This window comes from Mesorhizobium sp. M0571 (assembly GCF_040320985.1).
GTDB lineage: Bacteria > Pseudomonadota > Alphaproteobacteria > Rhizobiales > Rhizobiaceae > Mesorhizobium.
Map to the genome: position 1 here is coordinate 413,154 of NZ_JAMYQT010000002.1, position 17,766 is coordinate 430,919.

Sequence of the window (17,766 nt, forward strand, 5' to 3'; positions counted from 1 at the left end):
AAGGATTATGCCATTACAGTTTTGTTATTTTGCGGGCGCAGCCGGCGCCGGAGCAGCCGGAGCGGCTGGCGCCGCGCCTTCTGCCGGCTTGGCAGGGGCAGCGCCTTCGGCCGGCTTGGCCGGCGCATTCTCGGCCGAGGCGCCGGGCGCCGGCAGCGGCTTCGGATTGTCCGACAGCGTGCGCAGATAGGCGATGACGTTGGCGCGGTCCTCATCCTTCGGCAGGCCGGCGAAGCCCATCGCCGTGCCCTTTACGAACTTCTTCGGCGAGGTGAGGAAGTGATTGATGTTGTCGTAGGTCCACTTCTCGGTGCCGCCCTTGGAGAACTCCTTCATGCCGGCCGAATAGGCAAAGCCCGCATGCTCGGCGACCGGACGGTCGATAAGGTCCCACAGATCCGGGCCGACCTTGTTCGGGCCGCCTTTTTCGCCGGAGTGGCAGGCCTGGCATTTCTTGAAGATGGCGGCACCCGCTTCGGCGTTGGCGGTGGTCAGCAGCTCGGCAATCGGCTTCACCGCCGCGGCCGGAGCGGCCGGGCCGCCTTCGGCGGGCTCGGTCGCCTCGATGGCGAAACCGGGCTTTTCAGGCGCCGGCGAGGCAAACAGCGCGTCGGACACGATGCCAACGGAAAAGACGATGAACACGGTTCCGAGGAAACCGGCGAGCAGCTTGTTGACTTCGTTGGAATCCATACGCCCCAGGCTCCCTTTTCCGGCGGACCGATCCGTCCACTCCGTCCGTCGGTATCGTGATCTACCCGGCGGAGCCGGCCAAATCGCGCGGAAACTAGGTCTTTTGCTCCGGCGTTGCAACACCTATAAGGGCGCTGCCAGTGAGACCTTTTGCCACTTTTGTCCTCCTCTTTTCGAGCCCTTTGCCCGCCTCATGTCCACGCTTATCCTGATCCCGGCCCGCATGGCCTCGACCCGCCTGCCGGGCAAGCCGCTGGCCGACATTGCCGGCACGCCGATGATCGTCCACGTCGCGCGCCGCGCCGCCGAGGCCGGGCTCGGCCGGGTGGTCGTCGCCACCGATACGCAAGGCGTTGCGGAGGCGGTGCGCGCGCATGATTTCGAGGCCGTGATGACGCGGGCGGACCACGAAACCGGCTCCGACCGCATCTTCGAGGCACTGACCATTTTGGACCCCGGACACGCGGTCGAAACGATCGTCAACGTGCAGGGCGATTTGCCGACCATCGATCCCAACATCATCGGCGCCGCGTTGAAGCCGCTCGACAATGCCGCGGTCGACATCGCCACGCTCTGCGTCGAGATCGTCCGCGACGAGGAAAAGACCAATCCGAACGTCGTCAAGCTGGTCGGCTCGCCACTCTCGGCGACGCGGCTCAGGGCGCTCTATTTCACCCGCGCCACCGCCCCCTGGGGCGAAGGCCCGCTCTACCATCATATCGGCCTCTACGCCTATCGGCGCGCCGCACTCGAACGCTTCGTTGCGCTAAGGCCGTCGCCGCTGGAGCGCCGCGAGCGGCTGGAGCAGTTGCGGGCGCTGGAGGCCGGCATGCGCATCGATGCAGAGATCGTGCAGTCGGTGCCGCTTGGCGTCGATACGCCGGACGATCTCGAACGCGCCAGGGCGCTCCTTGCAAATTAAGAAATTTCCCCAATCCCGAGACTCTGTGCATGCCTGACAAGACCAACAAAATATCCTTCCAGGGCGAGCCGGGCGCCAATTCCGACACCGCCTGCCGCAACATGTTCCCGTCGATGAAGCCGTTGCCGTGCCCGACCTTCGAGGATGCCTTCAACGCGGTCGAGACCGGCAAGGCCGATCTGGCCATGATCCCGATCGAGAACACCATTGCCGGCCGCGTCGCCGACATCCATCACCTCTTGCCGGAATCGAAGCTGCACATCATCGCCGAATATTTTCTGCCGATCCATTTCCAGCTGATGGTGCTGCCCGGTGTCAGGCGCGACGAGATCAGGACCGTGCACAGCCACATCCACGCGCTCGGCCAATGCCGCAAATACATCCGCAAGAACGGCTGGAAGGCGACGGTGGCCGGCGACACGGCGGGCGCCGCCAAGATGGTCGCCGCGATGAAGGACCGCACCATGGCCGCGCTGGCGCCGTCGCTGGCCTCGACGCTCTACGGGCTCGACATCGTCGAGGAGAATGTCGAGGACACCGACAGCAACGTCACCCGCTTCGTCGTGCTGACCAAGAACAAGCAATGGGCCGAACGGCCCTCGGCCGACGCCAAGATGATGACGACCTTCATTTTCCGCGTCCGCAACGTGCCGGCCGCGCTCTACAAGGCGATGGGCGGCTTCGCCACCAACGGCATCAACATGACCAAGCTGGAGAGCTACCAGCTCGGCGCGTTTACAGCGACCCTGTTCTACGCCGATATCGAGGGTCATCCCGACGATCCGCTGGTGAAGCTGGCGCTCGACGAACTCGCCTTCTTCTCGCGCGAAATGCGCATCCTCGGCGTCTATCCCGCCAGCGCCTCGCGCGAGCAGTGGAAGGTGGCGGATTAGGATCCGGTCAGGTCAGGCCGAGCTTGTTCTGTTTGGCCGGCTTGCCGCATTCGCGGCGGGCAATCGACCGGTTCATGGCGTCGATCTTGCCGCTTGCCTGGTCGGCGTCGCGCTTGGCTTTGGAGCGCGTATCCGGCGTGAACGGGCCGAAGCCCATCGCCGGGTTGGAGAAGGACGGCTTGGCGTCGACCGGCAAATGATATTGCTGCGCCAGGCCGTTTCGTTGCGCCAGCAATTGATCGCAAGGCACCTTGTCATATTGCAGCGAGGACTGGACGTTTTCGTCCTGCCGTTCGGACATCGAATTGCCGACGCAGCCGGCCATCGCCAGGCAAGATGCCAAGACCATCATGTTCCAGCGCATGGAAAACTTGCTCCTTGTCTTTCGCAGCCGCCGCCTCTCATGCCACGGCCAAAATCTTATCCAGATTTTGCGCTGCCGGAAAGCAAGTTTGCCACTACGGCCAACCCTTCGACCGGTTCGCGGCGATCCTGCCGGATAACCGTTGCCTGAAGCGACAGGACCGAAAAGCCGTTGGCGTCGAGAACCCGCTCTACATAGCCTTGCGAATGCGCGTAGCGGCGGGACGGCTGCAGGGCGAAGCCGGCGCTGCCAGACAATCCGTCACAAGCCAGCGTCTCGACGGAGAACGCAAACAGACCGCCGCCGGCAAGCATTCCGGCAATCTTGTTCACCACCCTGTCGAGTGCGCCGACATAGATGAACACATCGGCCGCCGTCACCAGATCGGCTTTCGGGCCAGAATAGCAAAAATCCTGCAGGTCCGTCTTGACGAGCAGATCGTAGACGCCTTTGGCGCGCGCCTGCCTCAGCATGCCGGCCGAGATGTCGTAACCCTCCAGCCGATCGGTGATCGGCCGCAGCTTCTGGCCCATGAGGCCGGTGCCGCAGCCGAGATCGAGCGCCAGCGAAAACCGGCCCGGCCGTGCTGCCCGGATGGCGCGGTCGAGGCATTCGGGCAGACGGTAGCCGAACCAGCTCAGCCTCGAAGCTCCCGGCATAGTGGTCGTAAAGCGTCTCGACAAAGGCGCTGGGCGGCGCCTGGGCCGCCGCTGCCCTGCCGATCAATTGCAGCTTGAGCACCGCGCCGAGCCTGTCCGCCGGGTCGAGCCGCAGTGCCGTCGTCCAGGCCTGCGCGGCACGATCGCGCGCGCCCGCCGCTTCCTGCATCTCGCCGAGGCGGAACCAGCCGGCTGGCCATTGCGGCGCCAGTTCGAGCGCGCCGAGCAGCAATTCCGCCGCTGCCGCATGATCGCCGGATGCATAGAGCATTTCGGCATAGTCGGCGCGGCGGTCGGCGGTCAAATCGCCGGACGAGGTCTGGAGCGGTTTCATGCGATCGGGTTCCGCCGGGTGTTTGCAGCCGGCTTGCGCTCTATGCTGGAGTCAGCAGTGACTTACAACAGGCTTCCCGCGCCGGAATTAGCGCCTATCTTGGGGCCATGCGCGCCAGCGACCTGCTTCATCCCCGGCCGGAAGGGCTGTATTGCTCGCCCGGCGATTTCTTCATCGACCCGGTGCGGCCGGTCAACCGGGCGCTGATCACACATGGCCATTCCGACCATGCCCGCTCCGGCCACCGCTCGGTGATGGCGACGCAGCAGACGCTCGACATCATGGGGCTGCGCTACGGCGACAGTTTTGCCGGAACGACGCAAGCCGCCGTGCTCGGCGAGACGATTGCGCTCGACGGCGTCACCGTCAGCTTTCACCCGGCCGGCCATGTGCTGGGTTCGGCGCAGATCAAGGTCGCGCATCAGGGCACATGCATCGTCGCGTCCGGCGACTATAAACGCCAGAAGGACGCGACCTGCGAGCCGTTCGAGCCGCTCAAATGCGACGTCTTCATCACCGAGGCGACGTTCGGCCTGCCGGTGTTTCGCCATCCGCCCGATTCCGAAGAGATCGCCCGGCTGCTGAGATCGACCGAGCAGTTTCCCGAGCGAACGCATCTGGTCGGCGCCTATGCGCTGGGCAAGGCGCAGCGCGTCATGCGGCTGCTGCGCGATGCCGGCTACGAAAAGCCGATCTACATCCATGGCGCGCTGGCCAAGCTCAGCGAGTATTACCAGAGCCAGGGCATCGATCTCGGCAAGCTTGAGCCGGCGACCGTCGAGACCGGCCAAAAAAGCGACTTTGCCGGCGCCATCGTCATCGGCCCGCCATCCGCCTTCGCCGATCGCTGGGCGCGGCGTTTTCCCGATCCGATGTCGTGCTTCGCCTCAGGCTGGATGCGCATCCGCCAGCGCGCCAAGCAGGGCGGCGTCGAACTGCCGCTGATCATTTCCGACCATTCCGACTGGGACGAGTTGACCGCGACGATCAAGGAGACCGGCGCGGAAGAAATCTGGGTAACGCATGGCCGCGAGGAGGCGCTGGTGCGCTGGTGCGAGCTCGAAGGCATTGCGGCCAGGCCGCTGCATCTCGTTGGCTATGAGGACGAGGGCGATTGATGGCAGCAATCGCCAACGCAGCGCCCTACGGCGCCCCCCTCTGTCCTGCCGGACATCTCCCCCACTTGGGGGGAGATTGGCAGCTTCTTCGCCGGCGCTCGTTCTGCAACGTTGATGGTTGGCGAAATCGCCGAAGCCATCCGATCTCCCCCCAAGTGGGGGAGATGTCCGGCAGGACAGAGGGGGGCGCGACAGAACGCGACGCCCGCCCATGGTTCTCACCGTCATGAACCGCTTCGCCGAGCTTCTCGACCGCCTCGTGCTGACGCCGTCGCGCAACGGCAAGCTGACGCTTTTGACCGATTATTTCCGCAGCGTCGAGGATCCGGACCGCGGGCTGGCGCTGGCTGCCATCACCGGCGATCTGTCCATCGCCGCGGTCAAGCCGGCGATGCTGCGGACGCTGGTCGTCGAGCGCATGGATCCGGTGCTGTTTGGCTATTCCTACGATTATGTCGGCGACCTGGCCGAGACCGTATCGCTGGTCTGGCCGCAAGCGCCGGTCGACATTGCGAACCACGAGCCGACGCTGGCCGAGGTGGTGGCGAAGCTGCAGGCGGCGAGCCGTTCCGACGGGCCGCAGGTGCTGGCCCGGCTGCTCGACAGCGCCAGCACTTCGGCGCGCTTTGCCATCATAAAGCTGGTCACCGGCGGCCTGCGCATCGGCGTCTCGGCGCGGCTGGCCAAGCAGGCGCTCGCCGATTTCGGCAAGGTCGAAATCGCCGAGATCGAGGAACTCTGGCACGGGCTGACGCCGCCTTATACCGGGCTGTTCGCCTGGCTGGAAGGCAAGGCGGAAAAACCCAGGAAGACGGCGCTGGCGCTGTTCAGGCCGGTGATGCTGGCGAATGCCGTCGGCGACAACGACCTCGAAAAACTCGACCCGGCCGACTACGCGGCCGAATGGAAATGGGACGGCATCCGCGTCCAGGCGGTTTGCGAAGGCGGCATTCGCCGGCTCTATTCGCGCACCAGTGACGATGTCTCCGGCGCCTTTCCCGATCTTGCCGAGGCGATGGATTTTTCAGGCGCGCTCGACGGCGAGCTTCTGGTCGGTGACCCCCGGCAGGCGACGGGAACGTTCTCCGACCTGCAGCAGCGGCTGAACCGCAAGAGCGTAGCGCCTAAGATCCAGCAGCAATACCCCGCCTTTATGCGCTGCTACGACGTGCTGCAGATTGGGGACGAGGATTTGCGCGGACTTCCCTTCCGCGAACGGCGCGGCCGGCTCGAGGCCTTCGCGAGGACACTCGATCCGAGCCGCTTCGATCTGTCGCCGCTGGTCGAATTCACCAACTGGCAGGCGCTGGAGGAATTGCGCCGCAAGCCGCTGCATCCGGTCATCGAAGGTGTCATGCTGAAGCGCTGGGATTCGCCCTATGTGGCCGGGCGGCCGAAGGGCCCGTGGTTCAAATGGAAGCGCGATCCGCACACGGTCGACGCGGTGCTGATGTATGCCCAGCGCGGCCACGGCAAGCGTTCGAGCTTCTACTCCGACTACACGTTCGGCGTCTGGTCCGGGCCGGAAGGATCAGAGGAACTGGTGCCGGTGGGAAAAGCCTATTTCGGCTTCACCGACGAGGAACTGAGGCAAATCGACAAATATGTCCGCGACAACACGATCGAGCGCTTTGGCCCGGTGCGCTCTGTGCGTGCCGACCGCAGACAAGGCCTCGTGCTGGAGGTGGCGTTCGAAGGGCTCAACCGCTCGACGCGGCACAAGTCGGGCGTTGCCATGCGCTTTCCGCGCATTTCGCGGCTGCGCTGGGATAAGCCGGCGGCCGAAGCTGACCGCATCGAGACGCTGCAGGCTCTGCTCGACAGTTAATGCATGTCGCGCAAAGGTGTGCAGCGGTTTTGCAATAACGACATGCATCAAAACAAGAACCTAAAGCGCGTCGCATGAGGCCGATCGAACGCGACGCGCTTTAGGGAACGACTGAAACGCGGATCTCGTAGATGTCGACCGACTTGCCCTGCTTGTCGAAGTCGGAATTGATGGCGATGGTGCCGGCAGCGCCCGGACGCTTGTCGGGAAGGCGCACGTCGAACAGATATTCATTGCGCTCGCGACCGACCGCATAGCGCTTGCGGCCGCAGTCGCCGAGTTCGCCGAAATTGCAGTCGACGGAAATCTGCGTCTCCTGCCCCTCCTCGGAGCGTGCGATGATGTCGAATGTGGCATGCTTGCCGGCGATCCTCTCCAGCACGCCTTGCCCGACGTCGAAGCTGATGGCCGAGCCGGATGCCCCCGAGCGGATGCGCAGGAAGGAACCGCTTTCGTCCTGGATAACGTCGGCCTTGGCGTCCGACGGCGCATTGACCTGCGTCGGGTCACCCGGCGAAAACACGTTGATCCAGTCGCGCGCCTGGTCCTGCTCGCCCTGCTTTGGCGGCGAAGCGGTGTCGTCCGGCGTGAAATCATCGCCGTCCACCGTTGGCGGCGCTTCCGGTGGCGCCGTGTCGAGCTCGGTCGCCGATTTGAAGACGCCGGTCTGGTTGGCGAAATAAAGGCCGATGCCGGCGGCTGCGAGCAGCGTCACACCGAAGAAGATCGCGGTCAAAGGCAGGCGCCGCCGCCTCGCCCGCCGGTCGTCGCGGTCGGGCGTCACTTCCGCGTCGGCGGCCTCGGTCGGAGCGGGCGCCCACATGTCGATCACCGGCGCCTCGGGAACAGGCGCGTCGGGCATGATGTCGGGGACGACCGGCAAGACGCGCGACCGGGGCGCTTCGGATTCGGGCGGCTCCGCCGGCCCCTCCACGACGACATCGGGCGTGGGCTCGGCTTCGGCTTCAGCCGGAGGCTCCACCGCCGGTGCGGCCTCGGAACTGTCGGTCGGCGTGGCGACGTCGGGAACCGCCGGCAGGAATTCCGATTCGATTTCGGTGATCTTCGCCTGGACCGCCTTGCGGCGCTTGATGGCGACTTCCACGGTCACGTTTGGATTGGCCTGCAGGGCACGGTCCAGTGCCGCGAAAGCCGATCGATAGACCCGCTCGCGAAACGCCCGGTCGTCGGCATTGCCTTTCTCGAAGGCATTGCGGATCGCTTTTTCGATCGCGTCCAAGCGAGTTCCCTCTGCAATTTCGCTCACATTGTCATGATCGTTAGCCGCAGGCGACCAATCAATCAACAAGCGAGCGGCCGCATTCTGCGTTGGCGAGGGGTACAAAGCTCATTTCGGCAGTTTTCGGTAAAGGAATCAACATTTTTCGCTGATTTTCCCGTCACGGCGGCGGGCGGCCTGCCGGTGTGGCATCGCGCGACCTATGGCGGATCGGCGCGGCGGCTGCGCTTGCGCCCGGCCTGCGACCGACACGAATTGCCAAGCTTCGTCTTGAATTCGCGGCTGCCATCTTGAATTCAACGCTGGTTGCGTCTATCACCCAGCCCATCTTGGAAGCTCGGCTTCCCGGGCCGCTTTAGCTCAGTTGGTAGAGCACATCATTCGTAATGATGGGGTCAGGTGTTCGAGTCACCTAAGCGGCACCAAACGACTTATCCCGCGCGCCTTCTTCAACTAGCGCTCAGCTGAGCGGAAAGGCTGACGCAGCCGAGACGAGGGCGAGCATTGCCAGCACGACCCCAGCCGCCCGGCAGATGAGCCGGTGATGCCGCATCGCGGCAGCGCGCACGAGCGGACGCGAAAGGGCGACAGCTAGAAGTCCGTACCAGCCTATGTCGATGATCGCGACGATGACCGCGACCGTCAGCATCTCGCCCGAATTCCGGAGCGGCAGCATCAGCCCCATGAAGGCGACGGCAAAGAAGGTGGCGGTTTCAGGCGAGAGAATGCTGATGAGAAACCCGCCGGCAAACAATCCAGCTTGCCGAGGCTCTTCGCCGGCGGTCGGCGGCGCCGTTCTGGCGATGCGCAGGGCCACCCAGCCGAGGACGGCCGCACCGGCGATCTTGACCGCCGGCACCGACAGCGACCCGGAAAGGTGAACGGCGCCAAACGCCACCAGGGCTGCCAGCACGGCGGTTCCGGCGCCGATCCCGGCCACCAGCGGGATCGTCCTGCCAAAGCCGTGCAGGGAGGCAAGGCTGCCGGTCGCGAGCCCGATCGGGCCCGGCGTGATCATGATCACCATATATGCCGCCTCGAAGTGGATCCTCTCGCTCAAGCAGCATCAAGCCCGCGCCTCCAGAACATTGAAGGTACAGCAGTAGGCAATGAGTGCAACACGCTCGTTCATATGGCCGCGGTGATTTGGCACCTCGCCGCTCGGAACCGGACGTCAATTGTCTCGGAGTCCGATATGTTTGCCGCTGCCGTAGGCTTGAAGCCCACAGAACAGGCAGGTGGCCACGGCAGCAGGCGTCGGCAAGACCGGCGAAGCGGATATCTGCGAAGCAACCGCTGCCCCGAGACTCGAAAACCGCCGCGCAGCTCACCGGGTTCCACTAAGCGACGCCACCGTCTTCAGCGCGCCGTCGAGCATGTCGCCCTTCTCGTCCTTCAGCGCGGCTTCGCGCAGGCGCCGGATCCAGTCGGCGGCATCCGCGCGGCCCTCGAGCAGGTCGAGCGCCGACAGCACGCGGTCGAATTTCGACTGCGCGCGGGCGTGAGTGTCGCTGTAGCCCTTGATCAGGCGGCGGCAATTGAGGATTTCGACGGCGAGCGCATAGTCCTGGCTGACATGGCCGAGCGCCAGCGCGTACCAGCGCTCGAGATGCGCGGTCTCGACCTTGTGGCGCAGCAGGCGGCGGCGCCAGCGGCGCAGACCGCCGATGAACCACAAAGCGGCGAAACCGGCAAAGCTGTCGGTGCGGATGTGACGGCCGCGATTGATGCGGCGGTCGAGAAAGGCGGCAAGCTTCGGCCGCGCCTCGATGTAGCTGCCGAGGCCGGCCGGCAGCGTGCCGCAGAATTCCTCGATGCGCGGATGGAAATATTCCGTCACCTGCAGGACCGCGCCTTGCTTGACGCCGACCTCGCGGCGCACGCGCTGGTCGCGGCTCGAGCGCGTCTTCAGGTCGGCGACGCGGATCATGTCGTCGTAGCACATGGCGTTGGCCAAATGCTTTGCCGCGGCGTTCGACAGCGCGTAGCCATGTTCGGCATCGTCCAGAGCGACTGCCTTATCGAGCCTGTCGAGATACTCACCGCCATAGGCGACGTCCTGATAGTCTACGACCTTCCTCAGGCCGCGAAGCGCCATGTCGTGCACGGGTACAGGCAGCGCAGCGACGCGCGACGCCAGTTGTTGCCAGCCCTTCAACAGGCTTTCCGGGCCGCTGACTTTTGTCGCCGCGCCCGAGCCGGTTTTAGCGGCCACCGGCTGTGCAGTCTTGTCGCCCGATGGCGCACTCGCGACGCCGCGGGCCCGATCAAAGGAGGCGCCGAAGGCGGCGAGGCTGGCCTTCACACCGCGGCCGCCGGCGCCGATCGCCTGCTCATAGCTCTCGCGCGTGAACGGCAACGCATCGGACCCCGCCAGGGCGCCGAGCAGGCTGGCCGAGATCATCGAGCCATTGTCGGCGGCGATCTTCTCCATGTCGAAAGCGATGAAGCGCTTGGCGGCGGCTTCCGCCGTGGCATGCACCTTCGAGGACGAGGCGCGGCCGTCGCCGGGCTCGATCTTTTCCGACACGGCGGCGATGCGGTGCGACGAGGCGATCAGCGTGGTGCGCTCGGGCGTGACGAAGCCGCGGATGATGGCGCGGCCCGCTTCCATCAGTTCGGCGGCGATCAATATATCGACGTCGCCTTGCGACGGCGACAGCGCGAAGACCGGCAGGCGGCCGGTGTCGCGGCACATTTCGACATAGTAGATGGTGGCGCCGGTGCGCTGGGCAACGCCGGCGACCGAGGTCGATTGGGCGACATAGAAGTTGCGCTCGGCAACGTCGGTAATCCAGTCGGCCAGCACGCCGCCGCCCTGGCCGCCGACCGCCAACACGGCAAGCTTGATGACGGGCTCGTCGTCCGGCGCGCCCGCCCTGGAGCGGGATGAAGGGACAGCGTCAAGCATCGGCGAATATCAGGCGCCGGCTTTCGCGGCGCCGCTGCAAGAGGCCGATCGTGGCGCGGCGAGCGGCTTCAAGGAAACGGTCCCAGCGGCTCGGATTGTGCACCACGTCGGCGCGGTAGAAGGATGGGCAGAGCACCGCCGCATCGGCCACCTCGCCGCAATTGCCGCAGCCGACGCAGCTCTGGTCGATATGCGCCACCGGATCGTCGCGCAACGGATCGTCGAGCGACTTCACCGAGAGCGACGGACAGCCGGAGAGCCGCATGCAGGCATGATCGCCGGTGCAGATGTCCTCGTCGACGCCGAATTTCGGCTTGACCATCCGCTCGCCGCCCTTGATCGCCTTGTCGACCAGCGGCTTTTCGCGACGCTGCCGGTTGAGCATGCATTCGGACGAAGCAACGATAACTTTTGGGCCCTTCTCGTCCGTCGTCAGCGCCTCGCGCAACGTGGCTTGCATCTTGGTTACGTCGTAGGTGCGGTCGATGTGGCGGAGCCACTTGACGCCCATGCCCTTTACCGCCTCGGTAATCGGATGCTTTGTCGACTTCGTCTTGTTGCCGGCGCGGGATGAAAGGATATCCTGCCCTCCCGTCGCGGCGGAATAGAAATTGTCGACGATGACGATGACGCCGTCGTTCTTGTTGAACACCGCATTGCCGATCGAAGAGGTCAGGCCGTTGTGCCAGAAGCCGCCATCGCCGACGAAGGAGATCGAGCGGCGCTTGGCATCGGGCGAGTTGAACGCCGAGGCCGAGGCCGGCCCCAGCCCGTAGCCCATGGTGGTGGCGCCCAGCTCGAAGGGCGGCATGATCGAAAACAGGTGGCAGCCAATGTCGGAGGCAATGTGGTGCTTGCCCAACTCCTGCTCGACCAGCTTGGTGGCGGCGAAGATCGGTCGTTCCGGGCAGCCGACGCAGAAGCCGGGCGGGCGCCCCGGAACGACATTGATCAGGTCGGCGGTGTCGAGCCCATCGCCGATCTTGTTCGGCGCGCGGACCTCGCTTGGCAGCAGATGCGGGATGGTGGCGCGCAGGAACGATCCGATGCCGTCGAGCATCACCTGGCCGGTGTATTCGCCGGCCATCGGCAGATGCTCCTTGCCGACGAGTTTGGTGCCGCGCCCGGCCTTGTGCAGCATCGCGGCAAAGGCCTGCTCGATGTAGTTGGGCTGGCCTTCCTCGACGACGAGAACGGCGTCCTTGCCCTCGCAGAAGGACAGGAACTCGTCATCGACCAGCGGATAGACGGCGTTCAGCACATAGAGCGGCACGTCGGTGTCGCCATAGGTGTCGGCCAGGCCGAGGCGCTGCAGCGCGCGAACGACGGAATTGTACATGCCGCCCTGCATGACGATGCCGACCGCGCCGTGCTCCGGACCGAAGAACTCGTTGATCTTGTTTTTGCGGATGAAATCGACCGCCGCCGGCCAGCGTTTCTGCACCTTTTCCTTCTCGTGCAGGAAGGACGCGGGCGGCAGCACGATGCGGCCGGTGTCGCGGCGCGGCGCATCGAGCGCATCGGCGACCGTCATTGCCGGGCGCTTGTTGTCCTTGGCGATGAAATGGCCATGGACGTGGCAGCAGCGGATGCGGACCTGCAGCATGACCGGCGTGTTGGAAACCTCCGAAAGCTCGAAGCCGTCCTCGACCGCCTTGACGATCGACGGCAGGTTCGGTCGCGGGTCGAGCAGCCAGACCTGGCTTTTCATGGCGAAGGCATGGCTGCGCTCCTGCATGATCGACGAGCCTTCGCCATAATCCTCGCCGACGATGATCAGCGCACCGCCGGTGACACCGCCGGAGGCCAGATTGGCGAGCGCGTCGGACGCGACATTGGTGCCGACCGTCGACTTGAAGGTCGCCGCACCGCGGATCGGATAGTGCACCGATGCCGCCAGCATGGCGGTGGCGGTGGCTTCCGAGGCGCTTGCCTCGAAATGCACGCCAAGCTCGCCCAGAATATCCTGCGCGTCGGCCAGCACGTCCATCAAATGGCTGATCGGTGCACCCTGATAGCCGCCGACATAACCGACGCCGCATTGCAGCAGCGCCTTGGTGATGGCGAGAATGCCTTCGCCGGAAAACTCCTCGCCGGCGCCGAGCCTGAGCTTCTCGACTTCCTTGGCAAAAGACCGTTCGGCCATTTTTTGCTCCTTCCGTTGCCGCCGGCAATTTGGCGGCGCGTAAGATCAGATGTCGTGCTTGCGAATGTTCTTCAGCATCTTCTGCAGCGTGGCGATCAACGCCGCATATTCGGCATCGTCGACGTCGTCGAACATGGCCTCGAACGCATCATGCATGGCCGGCCAGGCGCGCGCGAACTCGGCGCGGCCGTCATCGGTCAGGAACACCTTGCGAACGCGGCTGTCGGTGTCGCCGGGCTCGCGCCGCACCAGGCCTTGCGTTTCCAAGGCATCAAGCGTGCGGCTCAGCGTCGATTGCTCGATCACAGTATACACCGAAAGGTCATTGACGGTGACGCCATCGGTGACCGACAGCACGGCGAGTGTTCGCACCTGTGGGATGGTCAGGCCCTGCTTGCGAAAATCGTCGCGCAAGGTGGCGTTGTAGCGGCCCATAATGCGGTTCATCAGATAGGGCGCGAACTGCTGCAGGCCGATCTGACCCAAAGTCGAGATGCGCTGGCGCTTTTCAACCTTCTGTTCCATCACAGCCTCCCCGCCAGCAGGAAGCCGGAGCCGCCGCCAAGCCCGGCGCCGGGATGGGTCGAGGCGCCGATATGGTAGAGGCCCTTGACCCCGGTGTCGTGGTTGCGGCTCGTCTTGAACGGCCGCCACAGGAACGACTGGTCGATGGTCGAGGAACCGCCATAGGGGTCGCCGCCGACCAAATTAATGTTCATCGCTTCCAGATCGGCCGGCGAATAGGCGTGGCGTGCGATGACGCTGTCCTTGAACCCGTCGATATGGCTGGCGAGGATCGCTTCGGCACGGTCGGCATAGGCTTCGCGCAATGCCTCGGTCCAACGGCCGTCCGCCGGTGTCTGCAGTTTGCCGGCGGCGTCGCCCTTGATATAGCGTGGCGCCTCGGGCAGTTGCAACCATAGGATCGCCTTGCCGTCCGGACAGCGCGAAGGGTCGAGCGCGTGCGGCTGACCGACGCAGATGGTCGGCACTTCCGGCAGCATGCCGCGCACGGCCTCGTTGCAGGCCTTCGACACGCCATCCAATCCAGGCGTCAAATGCAGCAGCGCGACCTTGTCGAGCCCTTCGACGCGCCATGCCGGTGGCCGGTCAAGCGCATAGTGGATCTGGAAATTGCCTTTGCCGTAGCGGTATTTTTGCGCCGCCTCGATGTCGTCCTTTGCAGCATCCTTGCCGAGCAGCCGCTCGTAAAGTTGGGTCGGCGTGACCGAGCAGATCACGCTCTTCTTCGCGTTGACTGTTTCGCCCGAAGCCAGCCGCACGCCGGTGGCTCGGCCTCCACTCTGGATGATGGAGGCAACGTCCCCTTCAGTCCGGATCACGCCGCCGCGCTCCTTGATCAGCGCTTCGAAGGCAGAAAGCAGATTCTTGGCGCCGCCCCTGACGATCGGCGCGCCGGCAGCTTCCAGCGCAAAGGCGATAACCCTGGCGATCTGGCCGGAGAACGCGTCTTCAGGCCCAAGGCCGGCATGCAGCACCCAGGGCGCCCACAGCGCGCGGGTGATTTCCGACTGATAAGTGCTCTCCAGCCAGCCGCGTGCCGGAACCAGCGCTTCGCCGAGAAAGGCGGCAAGGCCGCGCGGCCCGCGCCGCCAGGCTTCGCCCGCCAGCAGCCTGGCCGTGGGATAGGACCACAGGCTGCCGCCGAGCAGCCCGAACAGCAGGCCGGCATTGCGCTCGATCTCACCGACATCGCTGCGGTGCCGGTCGCCGTCGCCTGCGGCAAGCGCATTGGCAGCCGCGACATTGGCGGGTCGGTCGGTACGCACGACGGCATGGCTGCCGTCCGGCCGCAGCACGCCGGTCGGCGTGCCGGTGTTGCAGAACTCCAGGCCGTGCCGCGCCAGGTCCTTGCCCAGCGCCGCATAGGCCGGCGAGGTGATGAACAGGACGAAGGTCGTCGCCATCACGTCATGGATGAAGCCTGGAGCGGTGATCTCCTCGGTGCGCATGCAGCCGCCGATGCGGTCGTTGCGCTCGAGCACCAGCACCTTCGCCGCCTTGCCGCCAAGCATCGCCGCGCAGACCAGCGCATTGATGCCGCTGCCGACGATGATGTGGTCGATATCGCTCATCGTCGTGGCCTGTCGCTTAAGCGCGCGGCACCAGCGCCAGCGCGCGGATCGGGCTGCCGGTGCCGTGCTCGATCTTGAGCGGTGCGGCGATCAGGATGGCGCCTTTCGGCGGCAGCCGGTCGAGCTTGCAGAGGCTGGCGAGACCGTAGCGGTTGGCCTTGTGCATCAGGCTGTGCGCCGGGAATGGCGGCTCCATTCCCCCTGCTTTGCCAGCATCCGTGCCGATTGTCTCGCTGCCCCAGCCCTTGATGTCCTTGCTGATCAGATACTGGATGGCTTCGGCGGTCGGGCCGGGCGTGTGCGGTCCGGTCTCGTCGGCGTTGAGGAATTCGGCTTCCGAGCCGTTACGCTTGTACCAGTCGGTGCGCATCACCACCCATTCGCCGGCGTTGATCGTGCCATGTTTGGCTTCCCATGCCTTGATGTAGTCGACGGTGAGCAGGAAATCGTGATCGGCGGCCGCTTCCTTCGAACAGTCGATGACATTGACGGGTCCGACAAAGTTCTGAGCCGGAATGGTGTCGGTAGCGCCGTCCGGATAATCCTTGCCCGTGATCCAGTGATTGGGCGCATCAAAATGCGTGCCTGAATGCTCGCCGAGCTTCAGCCAGTTCCACGCCCACCAAGGTCCGTTCTTGTCATAGGCGGAGATGGCATGGATCTCGATCTTCGGCGTGTCGACGGCGAGTTCCGGCGGCAGCTTGATCAGCGGCGTGTCGGGCCCGAGCGGCGCCGTCAGGTCGACCACCTGGATGGCGCCTGAAAGAAGCTGGCCGGCGACTTCGCCGAGGAGTTGTTGCGTGTCCATGGTCTCTGTTCCCTCTTCTTGGATGGCTCTGAAGGCTCGTTGCGGCCCTTAATATCCTACTAGACGAAAACATATGCATCTGCAATTATCTTTAAGCATAAAGGAATGGGACGGGGCGTGAGCGAGTTCGACGCCATATTTGTCGGGGCGGGCCACAACAGTCTGGCATGCGCCGCGCATCTGGCGCTCAAAGGCTGGAACACAGCGGTTTTCGAACGCAATCCAACGATCGGCGGCGCCGTCCAGACGCGCGAATTTACGCTGCCCGGCTTCCGGCACGATTTCGGCGCGATGAATCTGAGCCTTTTCGCCGGCTCGGCCTTTCACAAGAAATATGCAAATGAATTGAAAACCCACGGGCTGGAATTCGCGCCGGTGGCCGATAGCTTTGCCAGCGCCTTCCCGGACGGAAGCTGGTTCGGCGTCAGCAGCGATCTGGAAAAGACTGCCGCGCGCATGGCGGCTTTTTCCGAGGGCGATGCACAGACATGGCGCCGTCTGGTTGCGGCTTTCCCTGCAGAGGCCGAGCACCTGTTCCGGCTGCTGGGCTCGCCGATGAGCGGCCGTGCGCTCGCCGGCACCGCCTGGAACCTCTGGCGCAAGAAGGGTTTTGCCGGCGCGCTCGATACCGGTCGATTACTGCTTTCCTCACCCCGCGCGTGGCTCGAGGAGACTTTCCAGTCGCCGCATGTCAGGGCGACGCTCGCCACCTGGGGCATGCATCTTGATTTCGCGCCTGACATCGCCGGCGGCGCGGTGTTTCCTTACCTCGAATCCATGGCCAACCAATGCTTCGGCATGGTGCTCGGCAGAGGCGGCGCCGACACGATTATCCGGGCCTTGTCGGGCATGCTCACGGCTGCCAGCGGCAAGATCGTCGCTGGGGCTGACGTGGCCGAGATCACGGTTTCGGCCGGCAAGGCGACCGGCGTGCGGCTCGCTTCCGGCGAAACCCATAGCGCCACCAAGGCGGTCATCGCAGGTGTCGCGCCCAGAGCGCTGACCGGGAAATTGCTGCCAAACGGCTCCGGCGACGCCGACTTCGACGCGGCAATGAAAAAGTTCCGCCACGCGCCGGGGACGATGATGATCCATCTGGCACTGGACGATCTGCCGGACTGGCGCGCCGGCGCCGAACTTCGGCAGTTCGCCTATGTGCATCTGTCGCCGTCGCTCGACGCCATGTCGCGGACCTATCAGCAGGCGATGTCCGGCACGCTGCCGGACGAACCGGTGCTGGTCGTCGGCCAGCCGACGGCGGTCGACCCGTCGCGCGCGCCGGACGGCAAACACGTGCTGTGGGTGCAGGTGCGTATGCTGCCCGCCGAAATATCAGGCGATGCGGCGGACAAGATCGCGCCAGATCACTGGGACAAGGTTAGGGAACGCTACGCCGAGCGCGTTCTCGACATCATCGAGACCTATGCGCCAGGCCTTCGCCGGAAGATCCTTGGCCGTGCCGTGTTCTCGCCGATCGACCTCGAACGCGAGAACCCGAACCTTGTCGGCGGCGACCAGATCTGCGGCAGCCATCATCTGGCGCAGAACTTCCTGTTTCGGCCGGCGCGCGGTTACGCCGGCTGGAACACGCCGGTCGGCAATCTGCATCTGACCGGGGCGGCAACATGGCCGGGCGCCGGCACAGGTGCGGCCTCGGGCTTCATGCTCGCGCAACAACTTGGCGGGAGGTAAGAGCCGCATTTTTCATTTAGGGTGAAGGAGGACAGTGCGCGGTTGCCCAGGAGCCTGAACCC

The 17,766-nt window shown here is 64.8% G+C and carries 14 protein-coding genes, 1 tRNA gene and 1 pseudogene; 6 read left to right on the forward strand and 10 right to left on the reverse strand.

What is annotated here, in order from left to right; genetic code table 11:
- Positions 1-24: 24 nt before the first annotated feature.
- Positions 25-693 (reverse strand): c-type cytochrome, encoded by a 669-nt coding sequence (locus NKI85_RS04430; protein WP_352776183.1) that lies wholly within the window; start codon positions 691-693, stop codon positions 25-27.
- 193 nt (positions 694-886) lie between these two features.
- Between NKI85_RS04430 and NKI85_RS04435 the strand changes: the two genes are divergently transcribed.
- Positions 887-1,615 (forward strand): 3-deoxy-manno-octulosonate cytidylyltransferase, encoded by a 729-nt coding sequence (locus NKI85_RS04435; RefSeq protein ID WP_352776185.1) that lies wholly within the window; start codon positions 887-889, stop codon positions 1,613-1,615.
- Positions 1,616-1,644: 29 nt separating this feature from the next.
- The gene (locus NKI85_RS04440; RefSeq protein WP_352776187.1) at positions 1,645-2,508 is read left to right on the forward strand and encodes a prephenate dehydratase; all 864 of its coding nucleotides are present in this window, start codon (positions 1,645-1,647) and stop codon (positions 2,506-2,508) included.
- 7 nt (positions 2,509-2,515) lie between these two features.
- On the opposite strand, the gene NKI85_RS04445 is transcribed toward NKI85_RS04440, so the two are convergent.
- Positions 2,516-2,872: a hypothetical protein gene (locus NKI85_RS04445; protein ID WP_352776188.1), complete on the reverse strand. Its 357-nt coding sequence runs from the start codon at positions 2,870-2,872 to the stop codon at positions 2,516-2,518.
- A gap of 56 nt (positions 2,873-2,928) precedes the next feature.
- Positions 2,929-3,865, reverse strand: a pseudogene (locus NKI85_RS04450) (methyltransferase domain-containing protein).
- A 107-nt stretch (positions 3,866-3,972) separates the two neighbouring features.
- Here NKI85_RS04450 and NKI85_RS04455 point away from each other — a divergent pair.
- Positions 3,973-4,983 (forward strand): ligase-associated DNA damage response exonuclease, encoded by a 1,011-nt coding sequence (locus tag NKI85_RS04455; RefSeq protein ID WP_352776189.1) that lies wholly within the window; start codon positions 3,973-3,975, stop codon positions 4,981-4,983.
- A gap of 226 nt (positions 4,984-5,209) precedes the next feature.
- Entirely contained in the window at positions 5,210-6,811 is a 1,602-nt protein-coding gene (locus NKI85_RS04460; protein ID WP_352776244.1) for a cisplatin damage response ATP-dependent DNA ligase, read from the forward strand.
- Between the two features lie 100 nt (positions 6,812-6,911).
- Here the strand turns inward: NKI85_RS04460 and NKI85_RS04465 are convergent, their stop codons facing one another.
- A complete protein-coding gene (locus tag NKI85_RS04465; protein ID WP_352776191.1) occupies positions 6,912-8,051 on the reverse strand; it encodes a hypothetical protein in 1,140 nt (379 codons plus the stop codon).
- Between the two features lie 349 nt (positions 8,052-8,400).
- Between NKI85_RS04465 and NKI85_RS04470 the strand changes: the two genes are divergently transcribed.
- Positions 8,401-8,476, forward strand: a tRNA-Thr gene (locus tag NKI85_RS04470).
- Positions 8,477-8,511: 35 nt separating this feature from the next.
- Here NKI85_RS04470 and NKI85_RS04475 read toward each other — a convergent pair.
- From NKI85_RS04475 to NKI85_RS04500, 6 genes are all read right to left on the reverse strand, one after another.
- On the reverse strand, positions 8,512-9,111 hold the full coding sequence (locus tag NKI85_RS04475; protein ID WP_352776193.1) for a LysE family translocator: 600 nt from the start codon (positions 9,109-9,111) through the stop codon (positions 8,512-8,514).
- Positions 9,112-9,378: 267 nt separating this feature from the next.
- Positions 9,379-10,962 (reverse strand): indolepyruvate oxidoreductase subunit beta family protein, encoded by a 1,584-nt coding sequence (locus NKI85_RS04480; RefSeq protein WP_352776195.1) that lies wholly within the window; start codon positions 10,960-10,962, stop codon positions 9,379-9,381.
- Positions 10,955-13,108 carry a thiamine pyrophosphate-dependent enzyme gene (locus NKI85_RS04485; protein WP_352776197.1) on the reverse strand — a complete coding sequence of 718 codons (2,154 nt, stop codon included), beginning with the start codon at positions 13,106-13,108 and terminating at the stop codon, positions 10,955-10,957. Before NKI85_RS04485 ends, NKI85_RS04480 begins: the two co-directional genes overlap by 8 nt.
- Before the next feature lie 45 nt (positions 13,109-13,153).
- Positions 13,154-13,633, reverse strand: a complete 480-nt coding sequence (locus NKI85_RS04490; RefSeq protein ID WP_352522696.1) for a MarR family winged helix-turn-helix transcriptional regulator — start codon at positions 13,631-13,633, stop codon at positions 13,154-13,156.
- Positions 13,633-15,204, reverse strand: coding sequence for a phytoene desaturase family protein (locus NKI85_RS04495; protein ID WP_352776199.1), 1,572 nt, complete (start codon positions 15,202-15,204; stop codon positions 13,633-13,635). The genes NKI85_RS04490 and NKI85_RS04495 overlap by 1 nt, the downstream gene beginning before the upstream one ends.
- Before the next feature lie 16 nt (positions 15,205-15,220).
- Complete coding sequence (locus NKI85_RS04500) at positions 15,221-16,012, reverse strand: cyclase family protein (protein ID WP_352522694.1); 792 nt, start codon at positions 16,010-16,012, stop codon at positions 15,221-15,223.
- A 117-nt stretch (positions 16,013-16,129) separates the two neighbouring features.
- On the opposite strand from NKI85_RS04500, the gene NKI85_RS04505 reads away from it, so the two are divergent.
- The gene (locus NKI85_RS04505; protein ID WP_352776201.1) at positions 16,130-17,704 is read left to right on the forward strand and encodes a phytoene desaturase family protein; all 1,575 of its coding nucleotides are present in this window, start codon (positions 16,130-16,132) and stop codon (positions 17,702-17,704) included.
- The last annotated feature ends 62 nt before the right edge of the window (positions 17,705-17,766 follow it).

Coding starts and splice junctions, on each gene's coding strand:
- NKI85_RS04430 (WP_352776183.1), bottom strand. CDS start 693: ATGGATTCCAACGAAGTCAACAAGCTGCTCGCCGGTTTCCTCGGAACC.
- NKI85_RS04435 (WP_352776185.1), top strand. CDS start 887: ATGTCCACGCTTATCCTGATCCCGGCCCGCATGGCCTCGACCCGCCTG.
- NKI85_RS04440 (WP_352776187.1), top strand. CDS start 1,645: ATGCCTGACAAGACCAACAAAATATCCTTCCAGGGCGAGCCGGGCGCC.
- NKI85_RS04445 (WP_352776188.1), bottom strand. CDS start 2,872: ATGCGCTGGAACATGATGGTCTTGGCATCTTGCCTGGCGATGGCCGGC.
- NKI85_RS04455 (WP_352776189.1), top strand. CDS start 3,973: ATGCGCGCCAGCGACCTGCTTCATCCCCGGCCGGAAGGGCTGTATTGC.
- NKI85_RS04460 (WP_352776244.1), top strand. CDS start 5,210: ATGAACCGCTTCGCCGAGCTTCTCGACCGCCTCGTGCTGACGCCGTCG.
- NKI85_RS04480 (WP_352776195.1), bottom strand. CDS start 10,962: ATGCTTGACGCTGTCCCTTCATCCCGCTCCAGGGCGGGCGCGCCGGAC.
- NKI85_RS04485 (WP_352776197.1), bottom strand. CDS start 13,108: ATGGCCGAACGGTCTTTTGCCAAGGAAGTCGAGAAGCTCAGGCTCGGC.
- NKI85_RS04490 (WP_352522696.1), bottom strand. CDS start 13,633: ATGGAACAGAAGGTTGAAAAGCGCCAGCGCATCTCGACTTTGGGTCAG.
- NKI85_RS04495 (WP_352776199.1), bottom strand. CDS start 15,204: ATGAGCGATATCGACCACATCATCGTCGGCAGCGGCATCAATGCGCTG.
- NKI85_RS04500 (WP_352522694.1), bottom strand. CDS start 16,012: ATGGACACGCAACAACTCCTCGGCGAAGTCGCCGGCCAGCTTCTTTCA.